Origin of the sequence: Salinicola tamaricis (assembly GCF_003006155.1) — a bacterium.
Classification (GTDB): domain Bacteria; phylum Pseudomonadota; class Gammaproteobacteria; order Pseudomonadales; family Halomonadaceae; genus Salinicola; species Salinicola tamaricis.
The window spans coordinates 178113-201587 of record NZ_CP023559.1; the positions used below are offsets into that span (position 1 = coordinate 178113).

General features: G+C 65.8%; 18 protein-coding genes and 6 pseudogenes. 19 read left to right on the forward strand and 5 right to left on the reverse strand.

Annotation, left to right across the window (positions count from 1 at the left end; translation table 11 throughout):
- The first annotated feature begins 255 nt into the window (after positions 1-255).
- From CN538_RS00855 to CN538_RS23890, 7 genes are all read left to right on the forward strand, one after another.
- Positions 256-1236, forward strand: coding sequence for a tripartite tricarboxylate transporter substrate binding protein (locus CN538_RS00855; RefSeq protein WP_106418241.1), 981 nt, complete (start codon positions 256-258; stop codon positions 1234-1236).
- 25 nt (positions 1237-1261) lie between these two features.
- Positions 1262-1747 carry a tripartite tricarboxylate transporter TctB family protein gene (locus CN538_RS00860; RefSeq protein WP_106418242.1) on the forward strand — a complete coding sequence of 162 codons (486 nt, stop codon included), beginning with the start codon at positions 1262-1264 and terminating at the stop codon, positions 1745-1747.
- Between the two features lie 6 nt (positions 1748-1753).
- Positions 1754-3268, forward strand: a complete 1515-nt coding sequence (locus CN538_RS00865; protein ID WP_106418243.1) for a tripartite tricarboxylate transporter permease — start codon at positions 1754-1756, stop codon at positions 3266-3268.
- Positions 3265-4320 carry an Ldh family oxidoreductase gene (locus CN538_RS00870; RefSeq protein WP_106418244.1) on the forward strand — a complete coding sequence of 352 codons (1056 nt, stop codon included), beginning with the start codon at positions 3265-3267 and terminating at the stop codon, positions 4318-4320. Before CN538_RS00865 ends, CN538_RS00870 begins: the two co-directional genes overlap by 4 nt.
- A gap of 96 nt (positions 4321-4416) precedes the next feature.
- Positions 4417-5616, forward strand: a complete 1200-nt coding sequence (locus tag CN538_RS00875; RefSeq protein WP_106418245.1) for a fumarylacetoacetate hydrolase family protein — start codon at positions 4417-4419, stop codon at positions 5614-5616.
- Between the two features lie 209 nt (positions 5617-5825).
- Positions 5826-6452 (forward strand): enolase C-terminal domain-like protein, encoded by a 627-nt coding sequence (locus CN538_RS23885; protein ID WP_277985068.1) that lies wholly within the window; start codon positions 5826-5828, stop codon positions 6450-6452.
- Positions 6439-6840, forward strand: coding sequence for an enolase C-terminal domain-like protein (locus tag CN538_RS23890; protein WP_277985069.1), 402 nt, complete (start codon positions 6439-6441; stop codon positions 6838-6840). Before CN538_RS23885 ends, CN538_RS23890 begins: the two co-directional genes overlap by 14 nt.
- A 70-nt stretch (positions 6841-6910) precedes the next feature.
- Here CN538_RS23890 and CN538_RS00885 read toward each other — a convergent pair whose 3' ends face one another.
- Positions 6911-7576: a LysR substrate-binding domain-containing protein gene (locus tag CN538_RS00885; RefSeq protein ID WP_106418246.1), complete on the reverse strand. Its 666-nt coding sequence runs from the start codon at positions 7574-7576 to the stop codon at positions 6911-6913.
- 720 nt (positions 7577-8296) lie between these two features.
- Between CN538_RS00885 and CN538_RS25780 the strand changes: the two are divergent.
- The 9 genes and pseudogenes from CN538_RS25780 to CN538_RS00915 form a co-directional block, all read left to right on the forward strand.
- A pseudogene (locus tag CN538_RS25780) lies at positions 8297-8464 on the forward strand (fuconate dehydratase); the annotation flags it as partial.
- Between the two features lie 179 nt (positions 8465-8643).
- Positions 8644-8850 carry a hypothetical protein gene (locus CN538_RS25785; RefSeq protein WP_422917534.1) on the forward strand — a complete coding sequence of 69 codons (207 nt, stop codon included), beginning with the start codon at positions 8644-8646 and terminating at the stop codon, positions 8848-8850.
- Positions 8754-9170: pseudogene (locus CN538_RS25790) on the forward strand (enolase C-terminal domain-like protein); the annotation flags it as partial. The gene CN538_RS25785 and the pseudogene CN538_RS25790, both read left to right, overlap by 97 nt.
- Complete coding sequence (locus tag CN538_RS25795; protein ID WP_422917535.1) at positions 9158-9349, forward strand: hypothetical protein; 192 nt, start codon at positions 9158-9160, stop codon at positions 9347-9349. The pseudogene CN538_RS25790 and the gene CN538_RS25795, both read left to right, overlap by 13 nt.
- 266 nt (positions 9350-9615) lie before the next feature.
- Positions 9616-10588 (forward strand): annotated as a pseudogene (locus CN538_RS00895) (TRAP transporter substrate-binding protein).
- Positions 10589-10681: 93 nt separating this feature from the next.
- The gene (locus CN538_RS00900) at positions 10682-11170 is read left to right on the forward strand and encodes a TRAP transporter small permease (RefSeq protein ID WP_035476488.1); all 489 of its coding nucleotides are present in this window, start codon (positions 10682-10684) and stop codon (positions 11168-11170) included.
- On the forward strand, positions 11167-12423 hold the full coding sequence (locus tag CN538_RS00905) for a TRAP transporter large permease (RefSeq protein ID WP_106418247.1): 1257 nt from the start codon (positions 11167-11169) through the stop codon (positions 12421-12423). Before CN538_RS00900 ends, CN538_RS00905 begins: the two co-directional genes overlap by 4 nt.
- Before the next feature lie 16 nt (positions 12424-12439).
- A complete protein-coding gene (locus CN538_RS00910) occupies positions 12440-13867 on the forward strand; it encodes an FAD-binding oxidoreductase (RefSeq protein WP_106418248.1) in 1428 nt (475 codons plus the stop codon).
- A gap of 85 nt (positions 13868-13952) precedes the next feature.
- Positions 13953-14843 carry an NAD(P)-dependent oxidoreductase gene (locus CN538_RS00915; RefSeq protein WP_106418249.1) on the forward strand — a complete coding sequence of 297 codons (891 nt, stop codon included), beginning with the start codon at positions 13953-13955 and terminating at the stop codon, positions 14841-14843.
- A gap of 111 nt (positions 14844-14954) precedes the next feature.
- Here CN538_RS00915 and CN538_RS00920 read toward each other — a convergent pair whose 3' ends face one another.
- Together CN538_RS00920 and CN538_RS00925 are read right to left on the reverse strand one after the other, a co-directional pair.
- On the reverse strand, positions 14955-15935 hold the full coding sequence (locus tag CN538_RS00920) for a GntR family transcriptional regulator (RefSeq protein ID WP_106418250.1): 981 nt from the start codon (positions 15933-15935) through the stop codon (positions 14955-14957).
- Between the two features lie 208 nt (positions 15936-16143).
- Positions 16144-17858: pseudogene (locus CN538_RS00925) on the reverse strand (DEAD/DEAH box helicase).
- A gap of 615 nt (positions 17859-18473) precedes the next feature.
- Between CN538_RS00925 and CN538_RS00935 the strand changes: the two are divergent.
- Entirely contained in the window at positions 18474-18965 is a 492-nt protein-coding gene (locus CN538_RS00935; protein ID WP_106418252.1) for a YaiI/YqxD family protein, read from the forward strand.
- A 201-nt stretch (positions 18966-19166) separates the two neighbouring features.
- Here the strand turns inward: CN538_RS00935 and CN538_RS00940 are convergent.
- A pseudogene (locus CN538_RS00940) lies at positions 19167-20171 on the reverse strand (glutathione S-transferase family protein).
- A gap of 136 nt (positions 20172-20307) precedes the next feature.
- Positions 20308-21266: pseudogene (locus CN538_RS00945) on the reverse strand (LysR family transcriptional regulator).
- 509 nt (positions 21267-21775) lie between these two features.
- Here CN538_RS00945 and CN538_RS00950 point away from each other — a divergent pair.
- Together CN538_RS00950 and CN538_RS24740 are read left to right on the forward strand one after the other, a co-directional pair.
- A complete protein-coding gene (locus CN538_RS00950; RefSeq protein ID WP_340638207.1) occupies positions 21776-23098 on the forward strand; it encodes a hypothetical protein in 1323 nt (440 codons plus the stop codon).
- Positions 23011-23439, forward strand: coding sequence for a M23 family metallopeptidase (locus CN538_RS24740; protein ID WP_340638208.1), 429 nt, complete (start codon positions 23011-23013; stop codon positions 23437-23439). The genes CN538_RS00950 and CN538_RS24740 overlap by 88 nt, the downstream gene beginning before the upstream one ends.
- Positions 23440-23475 lie beyond the last annotated feature (36 nt).

Below are 23475 nucleotides of genomic sequence, written 5' to 3' on the forward strand. Positions count from 1 at the left end.
CGAAGACATGAGTGCGGCGCCTGACGAGCCGGAAAAAAGCGTCATTCGCCCGATATCGGTACCCGTTCGGATACGTTCGACACCCGCGCATCGGGTACCGGTACGCAGGGCCTGGCAGGTGTCGTGCGTGTCACCGCCAGATACCCGTTGCGAGCAGCGGTCACGCCCGCAACCACCCCCGAGCAAGACGACGATCTACACAACGACGCACCACACAACGATAACCAAACGACACGTCACTCTGGAGATATCGCCATGACCACCTCAACGACCGCGAAACGCTTCTGCCTCGGCCTGCTCGGCGCTGCCCTGGTCCTGCCATTGCCGGCACTGGCCGACTACCCCGAAAAGCCGATCACCCTGGTCGTGCCGTGGGCGGCGGGGGGCGGTACCGATGCCACCGCGCGCACCATCGCCACGGCGCTGGAGAAGGAGCTCGGCCAGACCGTCAACGTGGTCAACCGTACCGGCGGCAGCGGTGTGGTCGGACACACCGCCATCGCCTTGGCCAAGCCCGACGGCTACACCCTCGGCCTGGTCACCGGCGAGATCAACATGATGCACTGGCAGGGCCTGACCCAGCTCACCTACGCCGACTACACCCCGATCGCCCAGATCAACTACGACTACGCCGGCATCCAGGTCGCCGCCGACGGCCCCTTCGACTCCGCCCAGACGCTGCTCGACAAGGTCAAGGCCGAGCCCAAGGGCACCTACAACGCCTCCGGCACCGGCCAGGGTGGCGTGTGGCATCTGGCCTTCGCCGGGCTGCTGCTCGACCAGGGCATGGAGGCCGACCGCGTGACCTGGATTCCCAGCCAGGGCGCGGCGCCGGCGATGACCGAGATGGCGGCGGGCAGCATCGATATCGTGCCCAGCTCGGTGCCCGAAGGGCGCGCGATGATCGAGGCGGGCAAGGTCAAGAGTCTGGCGATCATGGCACCAGAGCGCCTTGCCAGCTTCCCCGACGTCCCCACGCTGAAAGAGGCAATCGGCAGCGACTACACCATCGGTGAGTGGCGCGGCATCGCCGGTCCCAAGGGCATGGACCCGGCCGTGGTCAAGACGCTGGAGAAAGCGGTCGAGGCGGCCTACCAGAGCGACACCTACCAGAACTTCATGGCCAAGCAGGGCTTCGGCACCGAGTGGCGCGGCGCCGATGACTTCGGCAAGTTCATGGCCGAGCAGGATCAGCGCTTCGGCGAGATCGTCAAACAGGTCGGCCTGGCCAAGTGAGGGCGCAGCCCGCGGGAGTCGCACGATGAGAGACTTTCTTCTGGGTCTGGTCTTTGCCATCGGCGGCGGCGTGGTGATCGCCGTGGCCCAGACCTACCCCACCATGCCCTCGCTGCAGTACGGGCCGTCGCTGTTCCCCTCGCTGATCGGCGGGGGGATGCTGATCGGCGGCGCACTGCTGGCACTGAGCCAGGTCCGCGTGCTCGTCGCCCGGCGGCACGCGCCCGGGGATCCGGGGCTCTCGCGCTACGACTACCGCGGGCTGGCGCTCTCCTTGGTGCCCTGCGCCCTGATCGTGTTCTACATCCTGGCCGCCGAGACCCTCGGCGCCGGGCTGTGCATGCTGCTCTCGATGTGGCTGCTGATGCTGATGCGCGGGGCAAGATGGTGGCTGGCGCTGGGCGTCGCCCTGGTGGTGTCGCTCATCGTCACCCTGCTGTTCTCGCGCTATCTGCTGATTCCGCTGCCGGAGGGCACACTGCTCCCGCAAAGTCTGGCCTGGATCGGGTAATCGCTCATGGAAACCTTCGTGCAAGGCCTGGCCATGGTGTTCAACGCCCAGACGCTGCTGGTGATCGTCGCGGCGGCCGTGTTCGGGCTCTTCGTCGGCGCCATCCCCGGCCTCACCGCCACCATGGCGGTGGCCCTGCTGGTGCCGATCACCTTCTACATGGACGCCACGCCGGCGATCGCGGCGATCGTCGCGACCTCGGCCATGGCGATCTTCGCCGGTGACATTCCCGGCACCTATCTCAACATCCCCGGCACCCCCGCCTCCGCCGCCTACGTCGGTGAATCTTACCGGCTGGCGCGCCAGGGCCGTGCCCGGGAGACCCTGGGCACCAATCTGCTGTGCTCGGTGTTCGGGGGCCTGTTCGGCACCCTGGTGCTGGTGTTCGTCTCGCCCTCGCTGGCCGAGGTGGCGCTCAACTTCAGCTCCTTCGAGTACTTCTGGCTGGCGCTGCTGGGCCTGAGCTGCTCGATCTTCATCGCCATCGGATCGCGGCTGAAGGCGTTTCTGTCGCTCACCGTGGGCCTGCTGCTCTCCACCGTGGGGCTCGACATGATGAGCGGCGCGCCGCGCTTCACCTTCGGCGTGCCCGACCTGATGGCCGGGGTCAACTTCATTCCGGTGATGATCGGCATGTTCGCGCTCAACGAGATCATGCTGTTCTACGGCTCGCGCAACGAGGCCCGCAGCGTGCCGGCAATGGCCAAGGACAGCGTGTTCCGTCAGGCCCCTGCCACCCTGCGCCGCTACTGGCGCAACATGCTGCGCGGCAGCGCCCTGGGCACGCTGATCGGCGCGCTGCCGGGCGCGGGGGCGGATATCGCCGCCTGGATCGCTTATGCGCTGGGCAAGAGCCGCTCCAAGGAGAAAGAGAAGTACGGCAGCGGCCATATCGAAGGGATCGTCGATGCCAGCTCGGCCAACAACTCCGGCATCAGCGGTGCCTGGGTGCCGGCACTGGTGTTCGGCATCCCCGGCGACACCATCACCGCCATCGTCATCGGTGTGCTCTACATGAAGGGCATGAACCCTGGGCCGACCATCTTCATGAACGGCGGTAGCCAGGTCTACGCCCTGTTCACGGTGTTCTTCATCGCCAACCTGATGATGCTGCCGCTGGGCTATCTGGCGATCCGCGCCTCCAAGGTCTTCATCCTGACCCCGCGCAAGATGCTGATGCCGGTGATTTTCACCTTCTGCATCGTGGGCGCCTTCGCCATCAACAACTCGGTCACCGATATCTGGATCATGCTGATCATCGGCCTGGTGGCCTTCGTGCTGGCACGCAACGATTTCCCCATGGCGCCGGCGATCCTGGGGCTGGTGCTCGGCGGTACGCTGGAGAACAGCTTCATGAGCTCCATGCTCAAGTCCGGCGGCGACCTGCTCGCCTTCTTCGAACGCCCGATCAGCGCCGCCCTCGGCGCGCTGGTGATCCTGATCTGGCTGCTGCCGACGCTGATCAAGCACATCCGCCGGCTGCGCCGCCCCGCAGCCACCACCGCCGGAGACGAGAGATGACCCGCTACGATGCCGCCACCCTGCGCACCACCTTGAACGCCCTGTTCCAGGAAGCAGGCGCCCACGAGGAGGTTGCCGAGACCACCGCCAGGATTCTGGTCGAGGGCGATCTGCTCGGCCACCACACCCATGGGGTGAAGCTGGCCGACGGCTACCTCAAGGATCTCGCCGCCGGCAACGCCAGCGGCGATCCCGGGGTCCTCGAGATTCAGGAAAACACCCCGGTAGCGGCGCTGTTCGACGGCCACTACCTGCTCGGGCCCTACCTGGTGCAGCGCGCCCTCGACCACTGCCGCGCGGCGGCGGCCACCTTCGGCTTGGGCATGGTCAGTCTCAAGCGCTCGCACCATATCGCCTGCCTGGCGGCCTATCTGCAGCCGCTGGTGGAGGCCAACCTGGTGCCACTGATCCTGAGTTCGGACCCAGCGGTGGCCTCGGTGGCACCATTTGGCGGTCTCGACCGGGTCTATACCCCCAACCCGCTGGCGGCGGGCATCCCCGGCCGCGAGCAGCCTTTGCTGATCGATGTCAGCATGTCGACCATCACCAACGGCACCGTGGGCAAGACCCATGCCGCGGGCGGGCGCCTGGCGCATCCGGCGATCCTCTCCGGACACGGCAAGGTAAGCGACAATCCCGCCGACTACTTCGCCGAACCGGGCGGCAGCATCCTGCCGTTGGGCGAACTCGCCTTCGGCCACAAGGGCTTCGCCCTGGGGCTGATGGTGGAGGCGCTGACCTCGGCCCTGGCCGGCTTCGGGCGCAAGGATGGCCCCACCACCTGGGGCGCCTCGGTGATGGTGATGGTGATCGACCCGGCGCGCTTCGGCGGTACGGATGCGTTCCTCGACGAGACCGACCATCTCGCCCGACGCTGCCGCGAGGCACGCCCGCGCGACGCCGAGCACCCGGTGCGCCTGCCCGGCCAGTCCGGCCTGGCAAGACGGCGCGACTATCTCGCCGACGGCATCCCGCTGCCCGACGATGTGGTAGCGGCGATGCGCCAGGCAGTGGCACGCTCATCGCTGGCCGGCACGACCCCGTTCGGCTGAGCCGCCGGCCGCCACACGACGCTTTGCCCGCGCCGTGCTCGCACCCTGTGCGTGCCGGCGTTCAGTCACCCATGATCATCGAGAGCTGGTTCAACCATGACGCAAGCCCAAGCACCCGACCGCCTGCCCGAGTCACTCGACTGCCTGCCCGAGGACGCCGATCGCGCCCTGCTGGTGGGCCGCGCCTGGCTGGGCGACGACCCGCAGCGCGGCGGCCCGGCCATCGTCGCCGTGCGTGGCGATACCCTGGTCGATCTCTCCGCGCATGTCGCCACCATGGCCGATCTGCTCGAACACCCCGACGCCGCGGGCCTGGTGCGCGACGCCGAGGCACCGCTGATCGCCCCACTGGCGACGGTGCTGGCCAACAGCGCCACGGCCGAACCGATGGCACCCTATCTGCTCGCACCCTGCGATGTGCAGGCGATCAAGGCCTGCGGCGTGACCTTCGCGGTCAGCCTGCTGGAGCGGGTGATCGAGGAGCAGGCCGGCGGCGATCTCAACCGCGCGGCCGAGCTGCGCCGCGAGATCCAGACGCTGATCGGCAGCGATCTGTCGCGCATCCAGCCCGGCTCGGAAGAGGCAATGACGCTCAAGCGCGAGTTGCAGGCACGCGGCGCCTGGTCGCAGTACATGGAGGTGGGGATCGGCCCGGATGCCGAGGTCTTCTCCAAGGCGCAGCCGCTCTCCGCGGTGGGCCACGGCGCCCGGGTCGGTCTGCATCCCGCCTCGCAGTGGAACAACCCGGAGCCGGAGATCGTGCTCGCGGTGGACGCCCAGGGGCAGGTGCGCGGCGCCAGCCTGGGCAACGACGTCAACCTGCGCGACGTCGAAGGGCGCAGCGCGCTGCTGCTGGGCAAGGCCAAGGACAACAACGCCTCCTGCGCCATCGGCCCGTTCATCCGCCTGTTCGACGCCCACTTCGGTATCGACGACGTGCGCCAGGCGCGGGTCTCGCTGCGTATCGAGGGTAGCGACGACGGTTTCGTGCTCGAGGGCGACAGCGACATGCGCGAGATCAGCCGCGACCCGCTCGACCTGGTGAGCCAGACCCAGGGGGCGCACCATCAGTACCCGGATGGCTTCATGCTCTTCCTCGGCACCATGTTCTCGCCGATCCAAGATCGCGACGGCGAAGGCCAGGGCTTTACCCACCACCTGGGTGACCGGGTCGACATCAGCACGCCCAAGCTGGGGCGGCTGAGCAACGTGGTCGCGCGCAGCGACCAGCTGCCGCCGTGGACCTTCGGCATTCGCCGCCTGATCGCCCACCTCGCACGTCGTCAAGGCGCGTGAAACGTACCATCCCGTGGCGAGCGGCTCAGCCGTCTCGGGATGAGACGAGCCGCCGCCAGGTCAGAGGCCTGAGCCGATCCACGACAAGGAACATCACATGAAAATCACCCGCGTCCGCCCGGGTCTTCGAATGGAAAGGCCACACCGTTCCCCCGACGCCGCATTTCTGCGCCAACGCCATGGACGAGCTGTGGGACAAGAGCGACTCCATGGGTAGCTTTCGCTTCCACGGCTGGACCGCGGTCGAGATCGAGACCGACACCGGGCTGGTGGGGCTGGGCAACGTGGCGCTCGCGCCGCGTGTCGCCAAGACGATCATCGACCAGTACCTGGCGCCACTGGTCATCGGCCAGGACCCTTTCGATTACGAATATCTGTGGCAGCGCATGTATCGCGCCACCCTGGCCTGGGGCCGCAAGGGGATCGGCATGGCGGCGATCTCAGGCGTCGACATCGCGATCTGGGATCTGATGGGCAAGGCGGCCGGTCAGCCGGTGTTCAAACTGCTAGGCGGGCGCACCAAGGAAAAGATTCCCTGTTACGCCTCCAAGCTTTACTGCATGGACCTGCCGGCGATGCAGGAAGAGGCGCAGTCCTATCTCGACCAGGGCTTCAAGGCGATGAAGATGCGTGTCGGCTACGGCCCCAAGGATGGACCGGCGGGCATGCGCGCCAACGTCGACCGTGTCGCCGCGGTGCGCGAGGTGATCGGCGACGACATCGACCTGATGATCGACTGCTACATGGGCTGGAACCTCGACTACGCCAAGCGCATGCTGCCCAGGCTGGAGCCTTTCCAGCCGCGCTGGTGGAGAAGAGCCAGTGATCGCCGATGACATCGACGGCTATGCCGAACTCAACCGGCTGACCAGTATCCCGATCTCCGGTGGCGAGCATGAGTTCACCCATTACGGATTCCGCCAATTGCTCGAAAAACGCGCGGTCTCCGTGATCCAGTACGATACCAACCGGGTCGGCGGTATCACCGCGGCACGCAAGATCAATGCCATGGCAGAGGCCTTCTGCGTGCCGGTGATCCCGCATGCCGGTCAGATGCACAATTATCACCTGACCATGGCTTCCCTCGCGTCTCCGATGTCCGAATTCTTCCCGGTCCACGATGTCGAGATCGGCAACGAACTCTTCTACTACCTGTTCGACGGCGATCCCGAGCCGGTCAATGGCTGCCTCGACCTCGACGATGACACCCCGGGGCTGGGATGACGCTCAATGAGCGCTACTTCGATCAGTTCCACATCATCGAATGACACCGCCCTGTCGCCGCGTGCCACCGTCAGCGTGAAGGCGCGAGCCGCTGTCCCGAGCTGAGTGGACAGCGGCCGCACCGGTCTCGCGACGCGGCGCTCAGCCTTCGGAGCGCGTCATCAGTAGTGAGATGAAAGTCCACCACTTCGGCGCGCTCCTCGCCCTTGCGCGTCATCACCCCGTAGTAGCCCAGCGGCTCGCCGATGGTCAGCTGTAGCGCGGCGAAGCGCCCCGAAGAGATCGCCGTGCGCAGTATCGAGGTGGGCAGCAGCGCGATGGCGTCCGAGGCGCTGACCAGCTGCAGCGTGGTCTGGGTCGAGGTGGTCTCGATCACATTGCGCGGCGAGCGCACCTGAGCCTCGGCCAGGGCCACCTCGAACAGGCCACGCATGGGGCTGGAGGTGGGGTGCATCACCCACGGCCAGCGCACTACCTCGGCCAGGGTCGGGGTGTGCTGGCACAGCGGGTGGCCGGCGCGTACCACGATCGAGACCGGCTCGGCCTGCAGCGGGAGGAAATCGAACAAGTGGTGCTGGGCGGGTCGGTGAAGCGCCCAGCCCACCACATCCAGACGCTTGTACTCGAGATCGGCCAGCAGACGATCGCTGGAATTTTCCTGCACGTTCACCGCCAGCTGTGGGCGCTCGCGCTTGAGCTGAATGATCGCCTGCGGCAGCAAACACCGGCGCGGCACCCGGTACGCTGCCGATTACCAGCTTGCCGTGACCACCCTCGCGCAGCGAAATCAGATCGTCGATCAGGCGGTCGGTGTCGTTGAGATGCTGCGCGCATAGCGCACCAGCAGGCGGCCACGCTGCGTCAATGTCATCTGCCGTGGCTGGCGCAAGAACAGCGCCATGCCAAAGAAGTTCTCGATGTCCTGAGCATCTTGCTGGCGGCGGGCTGGCTCATGTTCATGTGCCGCGCGGTGGCGTGAAGGCTACGACTTTCGTCGGGGTTACCAGCAGAACGAGGTGCTTGATGCGCAACCAGCTCTTGATGTGAATTCGACTATCGTGGGACATGTGCATCCCTGCCTTTATTCTTTGGTCAAAGACAATAACCCCGGGTTATTCCAGTTGCAAAAAAAACGATTATTCGGGGCTTCATCGCTCCTTTAGGCTGTCCAGAATCGCCGCCGAGGCCATCGATTGATGTCTCGACAATTGGCATATTCCCCGACATTAGCGCGACCCATTTCGTGCCGTAAGCCATAAGGAAAACCGCGCCCCATGACGACCATTCAGCGCGTCGAAGCCCAGGATATTCGCTTTCCCACCTCGCGTGAGCTCGACGGCTCGGACGCGATGAACGCGGCGCCGGACTATTCGGCTACCTACGTCATCCTGCACACGATGCGGAAGATGGCATCAGAGGTCACGGACTCACCTTCACCATCGGCCGCGGCAACGAGATCTGCGTCGCCGCGGTCAACTCCCTGGCCTCGCGCCTGGAGGGCCGGACGCTCGAGGAGATCACCGCCGACATGGGCGCCTTCTGGCGCGATCTGACCAGCGGCGACAGCCAGCTGCGCTGGCTGGGGCCGGAAAAAGGCGTCATCCATCTGGCCTGCGCGGCGATGGTCAACGCGGTGTGGGACCTGTGGGCCAAGCGCGAGGGCAAGCCGGTGTGGCAGCTGCTCGCCGACATGACCCCGGAGGCACTGGTCCAGTGTCTCGACTTCCGCTTCGTCAGCGATGCCCTCACGCCAGAAGAGAGCGATCGCCCTGCTGCGCCGCCAGGCGCCGACCAAGGCCGAGCGTGTGGCGCAGCTGCGCGAGCACGGCTACCCCGGCTACACCCTCGGCGGGCTGGCTGGGCTACTCGGAAGAGAAGATGCGCCACCTCTGCCGCGAGGCGCTGGACGAGGGTTGGCGCCACTTCAAGCAGAAGGTGGCGGCGACATCGAGGAGGATCGCGCCCGTGCCCGCATTCTGCGCGAGGAGATCGGCCCCGAGTGCACCCTGATGATGGATGCCAACCAGATGTGGGATGTCGACGAAGCGATCGCCAACATGCGCAAGTTAGCCGAGTTCGATCCGCACTGGATCGAGGAGCCGACCAGCCCCGACGACATTCTCGGCCATGCCGAGATCCGCCACCGTCTGGCGCCGATCGGCGTCGCCACCGGTGAGCACTGCCATAACCGCGTCATGTTCAAGCAGCTGTTCCAGGCCGAGGCGCTCGACTTCTGCCAGCTCGATGCCGCCCGCCTGGGCGGGCTCAACGAGGTGCTGGTGGTACTGCTGCTGGCGGCCAAGTACGGCATCCCGGTATGCCCCCCGGCGGCGGCGTGGGCCTGTGCGAGTACACCCAGCACATCTCGATGTTCGACTACATCGCGGTCTCCGGTTCGCTGGAGGGGCGCCTGCTCGAGTACGTCGACCATCTGCACGAACACTTCGAGGCCCGGTGCAGATCCACCGCGGCCGCTATCAGGTACCGGATGCCCCGGGTTACGGGGTGACCATGAAAGCGGCGTCGCTCGCGGCCCACCGCTACCCCGACGGCAGCGCCTGGCACTCCGCCTAGCGCCGCCCCCCGGCAGGGCGCGGTCGCCTCGACAAGCCACAACAAGTTGGCGCCGTCCTGCCCCAGACCACCAGCCCACATGCTCTGGAGTCGAAGATGAAAACAACCACACGAACCCTGCCGCTGCGCCGCTCATTGATGTCGCTGCTGACCGCCGGCGTGCTCGGCCTGGGCAGTCTGTCGGCCGTGGCCGCCACCGAGATGCCGCCGCTGCCCGAGGTCAAGGGCGATGTCGTGCAGGGCGATGGCAAGGACTACAGCCTCAAGTTCAACATCGGCCTGACCCAGTCCAGCGCCCAGTACCGCGGCCTGGAGTACTTCAAGAAGATCGTCGAGCAGCGCAGCGACGGCCATATCCAGGTGCAGATGTTCCACAGCGCCCAGCTGGGCGACGATCTGCAGTCGGTGAGCGCGCTGCAGGCCGGCACGCTGGAGATGACCTCGCCCTCGACCTCGCCGATGGTCAACATGTTCCCGCAGTTCGCGGTGTTCGATCTGCCGTTTTGTTCCCCAAGCCGGAAGTCGCCGACAAGGTGCTCGATGGCGAGATCGGCCAGCGCATGCTGAAGGAAGCCTCGACCAAGGGGCTGGTGGCGATCGGCTGGTCGGAGAACGGCTACCGTCAGCTGACCAACAGCAAGCGTCCGGTCTCCAAGCCGTCGGATCTCGACGGTCTCAAGATCCGCACCATGCAGAACCCGATCCACCTGGATATCTGGCGCACCCTGGGTGCCACCCGACGCCGATGTCGTTCGCCGAGCTGTTCACCGCTCTCGAGCAGCACGTGGTAGACGGCCAGGAAAACCCCTGGATCACCATCAAGTCCTCCAAGTTCAACGAGGTGCAGCAGTACGCCACCGAAACCAACCACGTCTACACGCCCTTCATCACGCTGGTCTCCGAGCGTTTCTGGAACCGCCTGCCGGCCGACTATCAGCAGCTTCTGCGTGACGCCGCCAAGCAGATGGGCGACTACGAGCGCCACGTCAGCCGCAGCATGAACGACCAGATCAAGCAGGAGCTGAAAGACGAAGGCATGCAGATCACCGAGCTGACGCCGGCCCAGGTCAAGGTGTTCCAGGACAAGCTGGAGCCGGTCTACGCCAACTGGCGCGACAAGATCGGCGGTGACCTGATCGACAGCATCCGCCAGGCCGCCGCCTCGGCCCAGTAATCCCACCCCCGCGGCCGGTCGAGAGACTGGCCGCGTCTCATTGTCGGGGGCGTGCCGGCCTGGCCGTCACGCCCCGCTTGCTCGGAGAGCGCGATGACCGCTTCCTCGTCCACTGCACGCGGCGTGCTGGGGTGGCTCAAGCTGACCCTGGAGATCGCCGTCGGCCTGCTCGTGCTGGGTGTCGTCTTCTGCGTCACCGCCAACGTCTTCGGCCGCTACGTGCTCAACTACTCCTACACCTGGGCCGAGGAGATGTCCCGGGTGCTGTTCATCTGGCTGGTGCTGCTGGGCGCCGGTGTCGGCAGTCTCGGCAACGAGCACGTCGCGGTGACCTTCTTCCGCGACAAGGCGCCGAGCGCGCTCAAGCGCGCCGCCTCGCTGCTCGCCATCGCGGTGATCTATATCGTCTGCATCTGCATCCTGTTCGGCTTCCGCGATCTGATCTCGGGCTACACCAGCGCCACGCCGATGCTGGGCATTCCGCAGACCTTCCTCTACAGCGCCATGCCGGTGATGGCGGTCCTCACGCTGATCGCCAACAGCGTCGCGCTCGTCGCCCTGCTGCGAGGAAAAACAGCATGATTCTCTGGAGCATTCTCGTCGGTCTGGCGATCTGTATCGTCATCGGCATGCCGATCTCGTTCGGCCTCGCCGCCATTACCCTGTTCATCTTCTTCGAGTCGGACTATGCGCTGTCACCGATCGTGGCGCAGGCGGTCAACGGGCTCGACTCCTTCCCGCTGCTGGCGATCCCGCTGTTCATCCTGGTCGGCGAGGTGATGAGCGAGGGCGGCATCGCCACGCGCCTGGTCCGTCTGGCCAGCGCCCTGGTCGGCTTCGTCGCCGGCGGCCTGGGGCAGGTCGCGGTGCTGACCTCGATGTTCTTCGGCGGTATCAGCGGCTCGGCGGTGGCCGACGCCTCCGCCGTCGGCAGCATGATGATCGAGCCGATGAAGCGCCACCGCTACAGCGGGCCGCTGGCCACGGCGATCGTCGTCGCGGCCTCGGTGGTGGGGATCATCATCCCGCCGTCGATCCCGATGATCCTGTTCGGCGTGGTCACCAACACCTCGATCTCGGCGCTGTTCATGGCGGGTATCGTGCCCGGCATTCTGATCACCCTGGGGCTGGCGGTGACCACCTACGTGCAGTCGCGCAAGAACGGCCGCGGCCAGCCGTTCTCGCTGCCGGAGCTGGGCAGCGCGCTGAAGGACGCCGCCCTCGCCCTGCTGCTGCCGGTGATCATCGTCGGCGGCATCCTCTCGGGGGTCTTCACCCCCACCGAGAGCGCAGCGATCGCGCTGGTCTACGCCTTCGTGGTGTCGTTCGTGATCTATCGCAGCCTCAGCCTCAAGCGCTTCTTCCAGCTCTGCATCAACACCGGCAAGCTGACCGGCGTGGTGATGCTGCTGCTCGCCTTCGCCAGCGTGCTGGCGTGGCTGCTGACCGCCAACATGATCCCGCAACAGCTGGTGGTGACCCTCTCGGCGCTGACCGACAACCGCTTCCTGCTGCTGCTGATCCTCGCCGCCTTCCTGCTGGTGGTGGGCTTCTTCATGGACCTGACCCCGGCGATGGTGATCCTGGCGCCGCTGATGACCCCGGTCGTGGTCAAGCTGGGCATCGACCCGGTCTACTTCGGCGTACTGATGTCCTTCATCCTCGGCATCGGGCTGATCACGCCGCCGGTGGGCACGGTGCTCTACGTCGGCTGCGGCGTGGGCAAGGTGGGTATGGAGAGTCTGGTCAAGAGCCTGCTGCCGTTCTATTTCACCCTGCTGGGCCTGCTGGTGCTGTTCCTGGTCTTCCCCGGCATCGTGCTGTGGTATCGCTGAGCATAGGGAGACGACGATGACCCGCGACAACGCCCTGATCGGCGAACTCGAAAAATTGCTGGGCCCGCGTGGCGTGCTCACCCAGGCGGATGACCTGGCCCGCTACCGCACCGACTGGACCGGGCGCCGCGGCGGCATGCCCCTGGCCGTGGTGCGACCGGAGAACACCGCCCAGGTGGCGGATATCGTCGCCTACTGCCATCGCCACGACTTGCCACTGGTGCCCCAGGGCGGGCACAGCGGACTGGTATGCGGGGCGATGCCGGACGAGGAGCGCGCCGAGCTGGTGCTCAGCCTCGAGCGCATGAACCAGGTACGCGAACTCGACCCGCTCAACTTCAGTATGAGCGTAGATGCCGGCTGCGTGCTGCAGACCATCAAGGAGGTGGCGGAGGAAGCGGACTGCTACTTCCCGCTGGCCTTGGGCGCCCAGGGCAGCTGTCAGATCGGCGGCAATATCTCCACCAACGCCGGCGGGCTCAATGTGCTGCGCTACGGCATGACCCGCCAGCTGGTGCTGGGCCTGGAAGTGGTGCTGCCCGACGGGCGCATCCTCAGCCACATGCGTGCACTGCACAAGAACAACACCGGCTATGACCTGAAGCAGCTGTTCATCGGCGCCGAGGGCACGCTGGGGATCGTCACCGGTGCGGTGCTCAAGCTCTTCCCCAAGCCCCAGGTCACCCGCACCGCACTGCTCGCCTGCGCCGACATCGAAGCGGTACTGGCGCTCTACGCCCAGGCCCGACGCTGCTGCTGCGATCTGCTCACCGCCTTCGAGCTGATCCCGCGGCACTGCCTGGAGCTGGCCATGCGAGCAGCGCCGGACCTGCGCGACCCGCTCGACGCGCCCCACCCCACTTACGTGCTGATGGAGGTGGCGGCGAGCGGCCCCGCCGATCTCGATGCGATGATCGAGGCACTGTTCGAACAAGGTGCCGAGGCGGGGCTGCTGGTCGACGGCGTGCTCGCCGCCAGCGAGGCTCAGGCCCAGCAGCTGTGGCTGATCCGCGAGGCAATGCTGGAGGGCCAGCGGCAGACCGGCGAGCATCTGCGCACCGATATCTCGCTGCCGATCTCCTCGCTGCCGCTGTTCCACGCCCAGGCCTGTCATGCCATCGCAGAGATCTGCCCGGAGGCGACGGTGATCGCCTACGGCCATATCGGCGACGGCAACCTGCACTTCAACATCCTGCCGCCGGCGACGCTGGCGGAATCCGAGCGTCCGCCCCTGCTCCACGATCTGGAGCTGCGCCTGTTCGAGATCGTCGAAGCGTTCGATGGCAGCATCAGCGCCGAGCACGGCATCGGTCGGCTCAAGCAGGCTGCCTTTCTGGACACCCTGCCGGGGCCGGAGTACGACCTGATGCGCGGAATCAAGCATCTGCTCGACCCCCGCGAGCTGCTCTCGCCGGGGCGTATCCTGCCGACCAGCGGCGATTGACGCCGGCGCGGGCGGTGCGCGCGGGTCCACACCGTGTCGCGCGCTGCACACCCGGCAAGACACAGTCAGTTAAGGACAAGGCGAGATGACCACACAAAGACGCGTCGGTGTTCTGGGCACCGGCATCATGGGCGCACCGATCGCCCGCCGCCTGGCCGCTGCCGGCTATGCCGTCAGCGCCTGGAATCGCAGCCGCGACAAGCTGGCACCGCTGGCCGATCACGGTATCCACCTTGCCGCCACCCCGGCGGAGGCGGCTGATGTCGACACCCTGATCGTGATGCTCAGCTCCGGGCCGATATGCGACGAGGTGCTGCTGGGCGCGGACGGCGTGATCGCTGCCATGCCCGCCGGCAGCCAACTGATCGTGATGAGTTCGATCCCGGTGGCCACCGCCCGCGCCCAGGCCGAGGCCGCCGCAGCCCGCGGCATCGACTATCTCGACGCCCCGGTCTCCGGCGGTGAACGCGGCGCCATCGACGGCACCCTGGCGATCATGGCCGGCGGCGAGGCCAGCGCCTTCGAAGCCAGCCGCGAGCTGCTGAGCCACCTGGGCCGCCCCACCCATGTCGGCCCCGCCGGCTGCGGTGAGCTGGCCAAGCTGGCCAATCAGATGATCGTCGCCAATACCCTGGCCACGGTGGCCGAGGCGCTGCTGCTAGTGGAACGCGGGGGTGCCGACCCGGCCCGGGTACGCGAGGCGCTGCTCGGCGGCTTCGCCGACTCGACCATTCTTGCCCAGCACGGCGAGCGCATACTGGACGGAAACTTCGCTCCTGGAGGGCCGGCCAAGTGGCAGCACAAGGACACCCAGACCGCTCTGGCCGAAGCCGCCAGCCTGGGTCTGGAGCTGCCGCTGAGCCACCGCGCCGATGCCCTGTTCGGCGCCATGCTCGAACATGGCGATGGCGATCTCGACCACAGCGGCATCATTCGTGAGCTGCGCCGCCACAATGGCCTGCCGGTCGATGACTGACGGGTCGATGACTAACCGGCCGATGACTAACCGGCCGATGGCCTGACGCCCCAGATCGAGGCGCCGCCGGAGAGCGCGATCGGCGCGGCTCAGCAGCGGCTCAGCAGCGGCTCAGCAGCGGCTGAGCCAGCGCAGATAGGCGGGAATGCGGATCTCGCCATCACGCTGGAAGCTGACCAGCCGCGCCTGCACCAGTGACTCGGAACAGGCCAGATGGTCGCTCAACGTCTGACTCGCGCGTGTCGCCTGCCCCGCCGCCAGCGCTTCGAACACCTGGCGGTGGGCGGCGAAGAAGGGGTCCTCCGGCGGCAGCGCGATCTCACCGCCCAGCAGGTGCTTGCTGATCAGCAGGATCGGCCGGGTGCGCTGCAGCATCGATAGCAGCTCGTCATTGGCGCCATGGACCAGGGCGTCATGGTGCAGGTCGTGCTCCAGCGCATCCAGCCGCCCCGGATCGATATGCGGATAGTGCCGCTCGGCCTGGGCCAGCCGCTGCAGATAGCGTTCGACGTCCTGCGCCCCGATACGGGTACACGCCTTGCCGATCATGAACGGCTCGAGCAGGCGGCGTGCCTCGTAGAGCTGATGCAGCCGATCACTGTCCAGTGGCACCACGTTCCAGCTCGAATACTTGACCTTGGCCACCACGCCGAGGGACTGCAACTGCAGCAGAATGCGGTGGGTCACGCTGCGACTGACGTCGAGCGTACGCGAGAGCTCCAGCTCGTTGAGCTCCAGACGCCCCTTCATCGAACCGAGCACCACATCGTGCTCGACCCGTTCGGCCAGCGCACGCCATGATTCGGTGCGCTTGACCGAGGCGCGCCCGCCAGCGGCACGGAAGTCGGCCGCAGTGAGCGAGCGCCGCACCACCTCGCTCGGCTCGCCGCCGACCACGTAGCCACGCCCTTCGAAGCGGCTGATCGCCCCCTCGTCGTGCAGCCGCGCCAGGGTCTGACGCACCGGCGAACGGCTCATGCCGAAGATCTCGGCGATATTGCTCTCCAGCAGCACCAGACCGGGCTCCAGATGACCGCTGGCCATGCTGCGCAGCAACGCCTGGTAGAGCTGGTCCTTGAGCGTCTTGACCATATCGTTCCTTAGCCATCGGTGGGCGCACCGCACCGGCGCGACACCTGTCTCGATTCAGCGATTGAAAACGATTATTGCACACCATGATCATTGGTCGCTGTCCGACCATGGCCCAAACCGGTGGCGGCAGACTCGCGGCTCATACCCCGCCAACACAAAAACGCCGCCCCTGACGATCAGGGGCGGCGTAGGACCAACAGGCCTGGGATCAGGCGCGCGAGCGGCGCATCGGCGCATCGCCGTCGTTACGGCGGCGCGGTGCACGCTCCGGCGCGCCCTGATCTTCAGCGATCTCCAGCGAGCGGCCGGCGACCCGGGCACGTGACATCTTGGCCAGGATAGTGCTGGGCAGGCCGCTGGGCAGCTCGACCACCGAGAAGGCGTTGCGGATGTCGATCCGACCGATCCGCGCACCTTCGATACCGCCTTCGTTGGCCAGCGCACGACCAGCTGGCCGGGCTTGACGCCATCCTTGTGGCCGACCGAGACGCGATAGCGAGTCATGCCTTCACGCGGGGCACTGTCGCGGCGACGCGGGCCACGCTCGCGGCTGGCATCACGGCTACCATCACGCGGGTTGTCGCGGCGTGCAGGGCCTGCGGTGATACGTCCGATCGGTGCTTCACCGGCGCGTGCCAGGGTCGCCATGGCGGCGGCCAGATCGATCGGATCGTGGCCCTCTGCGACCAGCTTCTCGATCAGCTCACGCTGCTGGCCGGCACCGGCTTCGAGCATCTCGAGCAGACGCGCACTGAAGCGGTCGTCGCGATGGGCGCGGATGGCGCTCTCGTCGGGCAGCGGCATTTCGGTCATCGGCTGGCCGGTGGCCTGCTCGACCCAGCGCACCTTGCGCGTCTCGCGACCGCCGGCGAAGGTGATCGCCACGCCGTCACGGCCGGCACGGCCGGTACGCCCGATACGGTGGATGTAGGCTTCCGAATCCTGCGGCAGGTCGTAGTTGACCACGTGGGTGATACGCGGCACGTCGAGGCCGCGTGCAGCCACGTCGGTGGCTACCAACACATCGACCTTGGCACGCTTGAGCCGGGTAATGGTGCGCTCACGCAGGCTCTGGTCGAGGTCGCCGGAGAGGCCGGCGGCGTTGACACCACGCGCGGTGAGCTGCTCGACCAGCGTGGTACAGGCGGCACGGGTGCGCACGAAGACGATCGCGGCATCGACCGGCTCGACTTCGAGGATACGCGCCAGCGCTTCGAGCTTGCTCGGACCTTCGACCCGGACCACACGCTGCTCGATGTTCTCGCCGGTGCTGACCTTGGATTCGATCGCCACCTTGACCGGATCGACCAGATAGCGGTTGACGATACGCTCGATCTCGCTCGGCAGGGTGGCCGAGAAGAATACCCGCTGGGAGTCGCTGGGCGCATCGGCGACAACGCGCTTGACGTCATCGATGAAGCCCATGCGCAGCATTTCATCGGCTTCGTCGAGCACCAGCGCAGAGAGCCCTTCCAGCTTGAGGCTGCCACGATCCAGGTGATCGATGATCCGGCCGGGGGTGCCGACCACCACCTGAGCGCCGCGCTTGAGTGCGCTCAACTGCTCGCGGTACTCCTGACCGCCGCACAGGGTGGCGATCTCGAGACCTTTCAGATTTTGACCATACTTGGAGAACGAGACGGCCACCTGCTGGGCCAGCTCGCGGGTCGGTGCCAGTACCAGCACCTGAGGTTCACGCCGCTCGAGCTCGAGTCGGCTCAAGAGCGGCAGGGCGAAGGCAGCGGTCTTGCCGGTGCCGGTCTGGGCCTGGCCCAGCACGTCGCGGCCGTCGAGCAGCGCAGGGATAGTCTGCGACTGGATCGGAGATGGTGTTTCGTAGCCCAGGGTATCGAGGGCAGAGAGTACTTCCGGCAATAGCGCCAGATCGCCAAAGCTTGGCGTCGCAACTACAGTCGAGGTCATTTCACACCTTGGAGTGGCCGGTGGAGGTACCGGCGAAAATGTCATGGTGCCGCGGGCTTGTGGCCCGACCGACACCGGTCGCACCTGGCATTGTCACCGAGTCGGCGCGAGTGCCGGAGTCGGAGACGTCTGTGGCGACCTTGCTGCGCCCGGTCGTGAGAATCATCGACCGATAAAAGCGCGCCATCGTTGCATCCGGACGCAGAAGTCGGCTTGCGCCGTGCGTCGTACACGAGATACGTCCGGTAGTAGCATCGACTCACGGGTCGATGGCGTGGATTGCAGACATATCGGCAGGATGGTGGGGTCAACACATGCGAGGAAGCGCAACTATACCATGGGTGAAGCACCACCTCCACCACGATCGTAAATTTCCTACATCACCCCCTCTTTTCTGCCCCACTCTTTCTTCTGCCCCACTCTTTCTTCTGCCCCACTCTTTCTTCTGCCCCACTCTTTCTTCTGCCCCACTCTTTCTTCTGCCCCACTCTTTCTTCTGCCCCACTCTTTCTTCTGCGGCGCCTTGCCGTCGAGAGGTGTCATCGAGAGGTGAGTGCGCGGCCTATCACCGCTAGAATCGCCGCTGCCAGTCATCCGGCTCCAGGAGAAGCGCCGATGCCCGAAGAGATACCCGAAACAACGGCGGATGAGACACCCGCCGTGACCCTGTGGATCGATGCCGACGCCTGCCCGCGGGCAGCCCGCGAGATCATCCTGCGCGCCGCCGAGCGCACCCACACCCCAACCTGGATGGTCGCCAATCACACCCTGCCGCTGCCGCCCTCGGCCTGGGTCAAGGCGCGTAGCGTAGCCCAAGGCTTCGATGCTGCCGACGACCTGATCGCGGCCTCGGTACGCCCCGGCGATCTGGTGATCACCAGCGACCTGCCGCTGGCCCAGGAGGTGATCGAGCGCGGTGCCGACGTCATGACCACCCGCGGCGAGCCGCTGAGCGCCGACAACGTGCGCGCCAAGGTGCAGATGCGCGACTTCCTGGAGACGCTGCGCGCCAGCGGTGAGCAGACCCGCGGCCCCGATGCCTACGGCGATACCGAGCGGCGCGAGTTCGCCAATGCGCTGGACCGCTGGCTGCGGCGCCATACATAAGGAGCCACACATATGACGCCACAGGTGAGAGGGTGTTTACAAAATGCCTGCGCTCGACGACACGGCGTTGAAATCGACCTCAAAGTACTCATTTACACCCCGTAAACTCCGTCTTTTCGGCCGATTTCGCCTTGTCTCGCCTTCGCTCGTCGAATTTGTAAACACCCTCTGAGACGTCAAATCTGATCCGATATCGCGGTATCAGGCGCGCTCGCGGATACCGTGGCCCTCCAGTCTCCCACGGTCATGGGGACGCTCGAGGTCCAGCTGCGGCCCCCGCGGGACGATGCGGGTCGGGTTGATGGTGTCGTGGCTGTAATAGTAGTGGCGCTTGATATGGTCGAAGTCGACCGTCTCGGCGATGCCCGGCCACTGATAGAGTTCGCGCAGATAGTTGGCGAGTTGCGGGTAGTCCTCGATCCGCCGGCGGTTGCACTTGAAGTGGCCGAAGTAGACCGCATCGAAGCGGATCAGCGTGGTGAACAGGCGGATATCCGCCTCGGTCAGCCAGGCGCCAGCCAGATAACGCTGCTCGGCGAGACGCGCCTCGAGCCGGTCGAGGCAGGCGAAAAGCGCCTCGTAGTGCTTCTCGTAGACCGCCTGCTCGGTGGCGAAGCCGGTCTTGTAGACGCCATTGTTGACGTTGTCGTAGACATCGGCGTTGACCGCGTCGATCTCCTCGCGCAGGTCCTCGGGATAGAACTCGAGCCGGTTGCCGGTGAGCCCGTCGAAGGCCGAGTCGAACATGCGCACCAGCTCCGCCGACTCGTTGTTGAGAATCCGGCCCTGCTGCTTGTCCCACAGCGCGGGCACGGTGACCCGTCCGGTATAGCGCGGGTCGGTCAAGGTATAGAGCTGATGGTGGTACTCGACCCCATTGACGGCATCGCCGCTGGACCCTTCGTCGCGGTGATACGACCAGCCCTGGTCGAGCATCAGCGGGCTGGTATGGGAGACCCCGATCAGGTCGTCGAGGCCCTTGAGCTTGCGCATGATCAGCGCCCGATGGGCCCAGGGGCAGGCCAGCGAGACATAGAGATGGAAGCGCGCCGGCCTCGGCGGGCACGCCCGGCTGCCCGTCCGGCCCCGGTTCACCGTCGGCAGTGACCCAGTCGCGCAGCTTGGCGGATTCGCGCACGAACTCCCGCCGTGGCTCTGGGTGTCGTACCACTTGTCCTGCCATTCACCGTTGACCAACAGGCCCATGCGTCTCTCCCTATTCCGATATTCCCGGCGCGCCGCGCACGCGATTCGCCTTCAGCATCATTCACGTTCAGCATAGAGCGCCGGCATCGAATATCGAGCGGATAAATTCGCTGCCAACGTTCGGCACAGACGAACCTTACGCCTGCGGGGTGCCAGCCAATGGAATCTGGCGCGCTTCCCCGCCCTCCCGCAGCAGCAGCGGGTCGGCATCGCGGCAGCTGGCGACGGTCGCCTCGATCAGCGCCTGCGCCAGGGCCTGGGTCGCCGGGCCGGCGCCATCGATATCGCGATGGATGATCTGCAACGATGCGTAGCGGATACCGCCGACTCGCAGCGGCAGTGCCTTCAGCCGGCCGCCGTCGAGCGCCGCCTGGATTCGCGTCTGCGGTACCCAGGCAAAGCCCAGCCCGCGCTCGAGCATGTCGATGGAGGTAGAGAGGTGTGAGAGTGTCCAGCGCTGCTCGGCCTTCAGCCAGCCAGCGTCCAGCCGGTGACGCACGGCGGAATCGCGCACCACCAGTTGGCGGTGCCCTTCCAGGTCGCGCAGATCGAGCGCTCGACCCAGGCCGTGCAAGGGATGCTCGGGGTGAGCCACGGCGATGAACGGAATGTCCACCAGCGGCTGCCCCAGAAAGCCTGCGGACTGAAGCCCGAAATGATCAGATCGGCGCGCGACTCGTACAGCATTCGACAGCGCCGTTGAGCACGGTCTCGTGCAGTTGTACACGCACGTGGGGATAGGCCGACGAGAAGCGGGTCAGCGCTCGGCCAGCGCGCAGCCGGGGAAGATCTGGTCTACCGCCAGCGTGATCTCCGCCTCGAGGCCGCCAGCAAGGCGCTCGGCGACATCCTCGAGCAGCGCCGCGTTCTCGATCAGCTGGCGCGCCCGGCGCGCAGCATCTCCCCGGCTTCGGTCAGCACCACCTGGCGCCCCTTGGGCTCGAACAGGCGCACACCCAACTGCTCCTCGATCTTGTGAATCGCATGGTTGAGCGTCGAGGGGCTCTTGTGGATCGCCGCCGCCGCCTTGGCGAACCCCCCATGGTCGGCCACTGCCGCCAGCATCTGCCACTGCAGCAAGGTCACTCTCGGCATGCGCTCACCTCCGGCTGAAAACGCTCATGAGCCCGGACAGAAGGGCCACGTTCCCTTCAGTTTACCGCGTCACCGGCATCGAGAAACCCGTTGCACGCGGCCATTCGGCACGTACACTCTGGACGCGGGCGTGTGCCTCGGATGCGCCCTTCCAGCGCCTACCGGGTAGTTTTTATCGGCGTCATCGGAAACTGATACAAGGGTTTTACGCGACACCATTGACGCAAAATAGCAACGTTTTTATTGCACCATATCAGTGCAAAACGCTGCGCGAACCGGGGCTATACCGGGCGCTGAAAGTTAGTCTGCAAAACATCTGCTTGACACCAGGGCACTCTTCTCCGCACCCCATGGTGTCTGGGATTCGATGCTGTACATTAATACAGACTAGGCAATTAATACCGCCATGGGGTATGGTTCCCGAGCCTTTATATTAGTTTGTCACCTTTTTTACTCGGGCCTTCACCTTCATGCTGCGAATTTTCCATTCGCTACCCCGCACTCATAAAGTGTTGCTGCTTCCGGTCGCCACCATGGTCACCGTGCTGGGTACGCAAAAGATCATCGGCGTCTTCGACCACGCCGACACCGCGCAGACACCGATTTCCGTCGCTTCGACCGCCACACTTTCGCAGTCGATCATCGCCTCGGCTGGCAATCATGATTCAGCCATGGGTCATGACAAGGCGGGCGAATCTTCGACACTCCAGCGTCTCTCCGACGATATCCCGCTGGCGCAGCTGAAGCCGCTGGAAGTCATGGACGTCGATCTGATTCCCCAGGCGCAGGCCAGCGAGGATGTCCCCGCGGCCAGCGCCGCGACCGGTGCCGGCTCGGCCACCGCTCCCCCGCTACTCGCCGCCACGGCACTCAAGTCGGCCCTGGCGTTGGGCGCCAGCGGCCATGATTTCGCTGCCAATAGCGACAGCGACGACGATATCGGCGGCACCTCCTACGAGGACTGGACCTCCGACGGGATGCTCGACCCGAGCGGCGATCCCGAGCTCGGCAGCGAGATCGCCTCGCACGAACAGTACGTGCCGGAGTGGCAGAGCTACACCATCCAGCCGGGCGACTCCTTTGCGCTGACCGCCGAGCGCACCCTGGGGCTTGAGTACAGCGACGTGACCCAGATCCTCGGCGCGGTGCCGGACAAGAAGGTGCTGACCCGCTGGCGCGTCGGTCGTACCTTCGATTACAAGCTCGACGAGAACGGCCAGTTGCTGGCGCTACGGGTGATGAAGAATCCCCGCGACGGCTATCTGATCGAGCGTGACAGCGAGACCGCCGAGTTCGCCTATGCGCCGATCGAAAAGGCCGGTGAGGCCACTCAGCGCATGTTCAGCGGCACCGTCAGCGGCTCCTTCGCGCTCTCGGCGCAGTCCACCGGGCTCTCCAGTGCCGAAGTCTCCGAACTGACCCATGTGCTCTCCAAGAAGCTCGATTTCCGCCGCGACGCCCGCGCCGGCGATCACTTCCAGGTGCTGGTCGAATCCGACATGATCGACGGCCAGTCGCTGGACTCCAAGATCCTCGCCGCCAAGTACGAAGGCCAGCGCATGGATCTGACCGTGGTACGTACAGCGCCGACGATCACTTCTATACCCCGGACGGCAACGGTCTCGATCCCGCCTTCGACCGCTACCCCTTCCAGGGTCACTACCGCATCAGCTCGCCGTTCAACCTGCGTCGGCACCATCCGGTCACCGGTCGGATCAGCCCGCACAAGGGCACCGACTTCGCCATGCGTAGCGGTACCCCGATCGATGCCCCCGCCGACGGCCGGGTCGAAAAGGTGGTCAACCACCCGCTCGCCGGCAAGTACATCGTGATTCGTCACGACAACGGCTACGTCACCCGCTACCTGCACCTGAGCAAGGCGCTGGTGAAGCCCGGCGAGCGGGTCAAGATGGGCGAGGAGATCGCCCTCTCCGGCAATACCGGACGCACCACCGGGCCGCACCTGCACTACGAGATCCTGGTCAACAACCGTCAGGTCGACGCCATGCGCGTCAAGCTGCCGGATTCGCAGAAGCTGACCGGCAAGGCGCTGGCCGCCTTCAAGCGCCAGTCGGAAAACCTGCTGGCCAAGCTCGACCAGAGCAACGGCGACGAACCGGCGATCGCCCAGGTCAACCCGCAGAAGACCCAGCGCGGCGACGACAATATCTGATCGGTCGGCGGCCAATACCAACGCTGTGGCAAATAC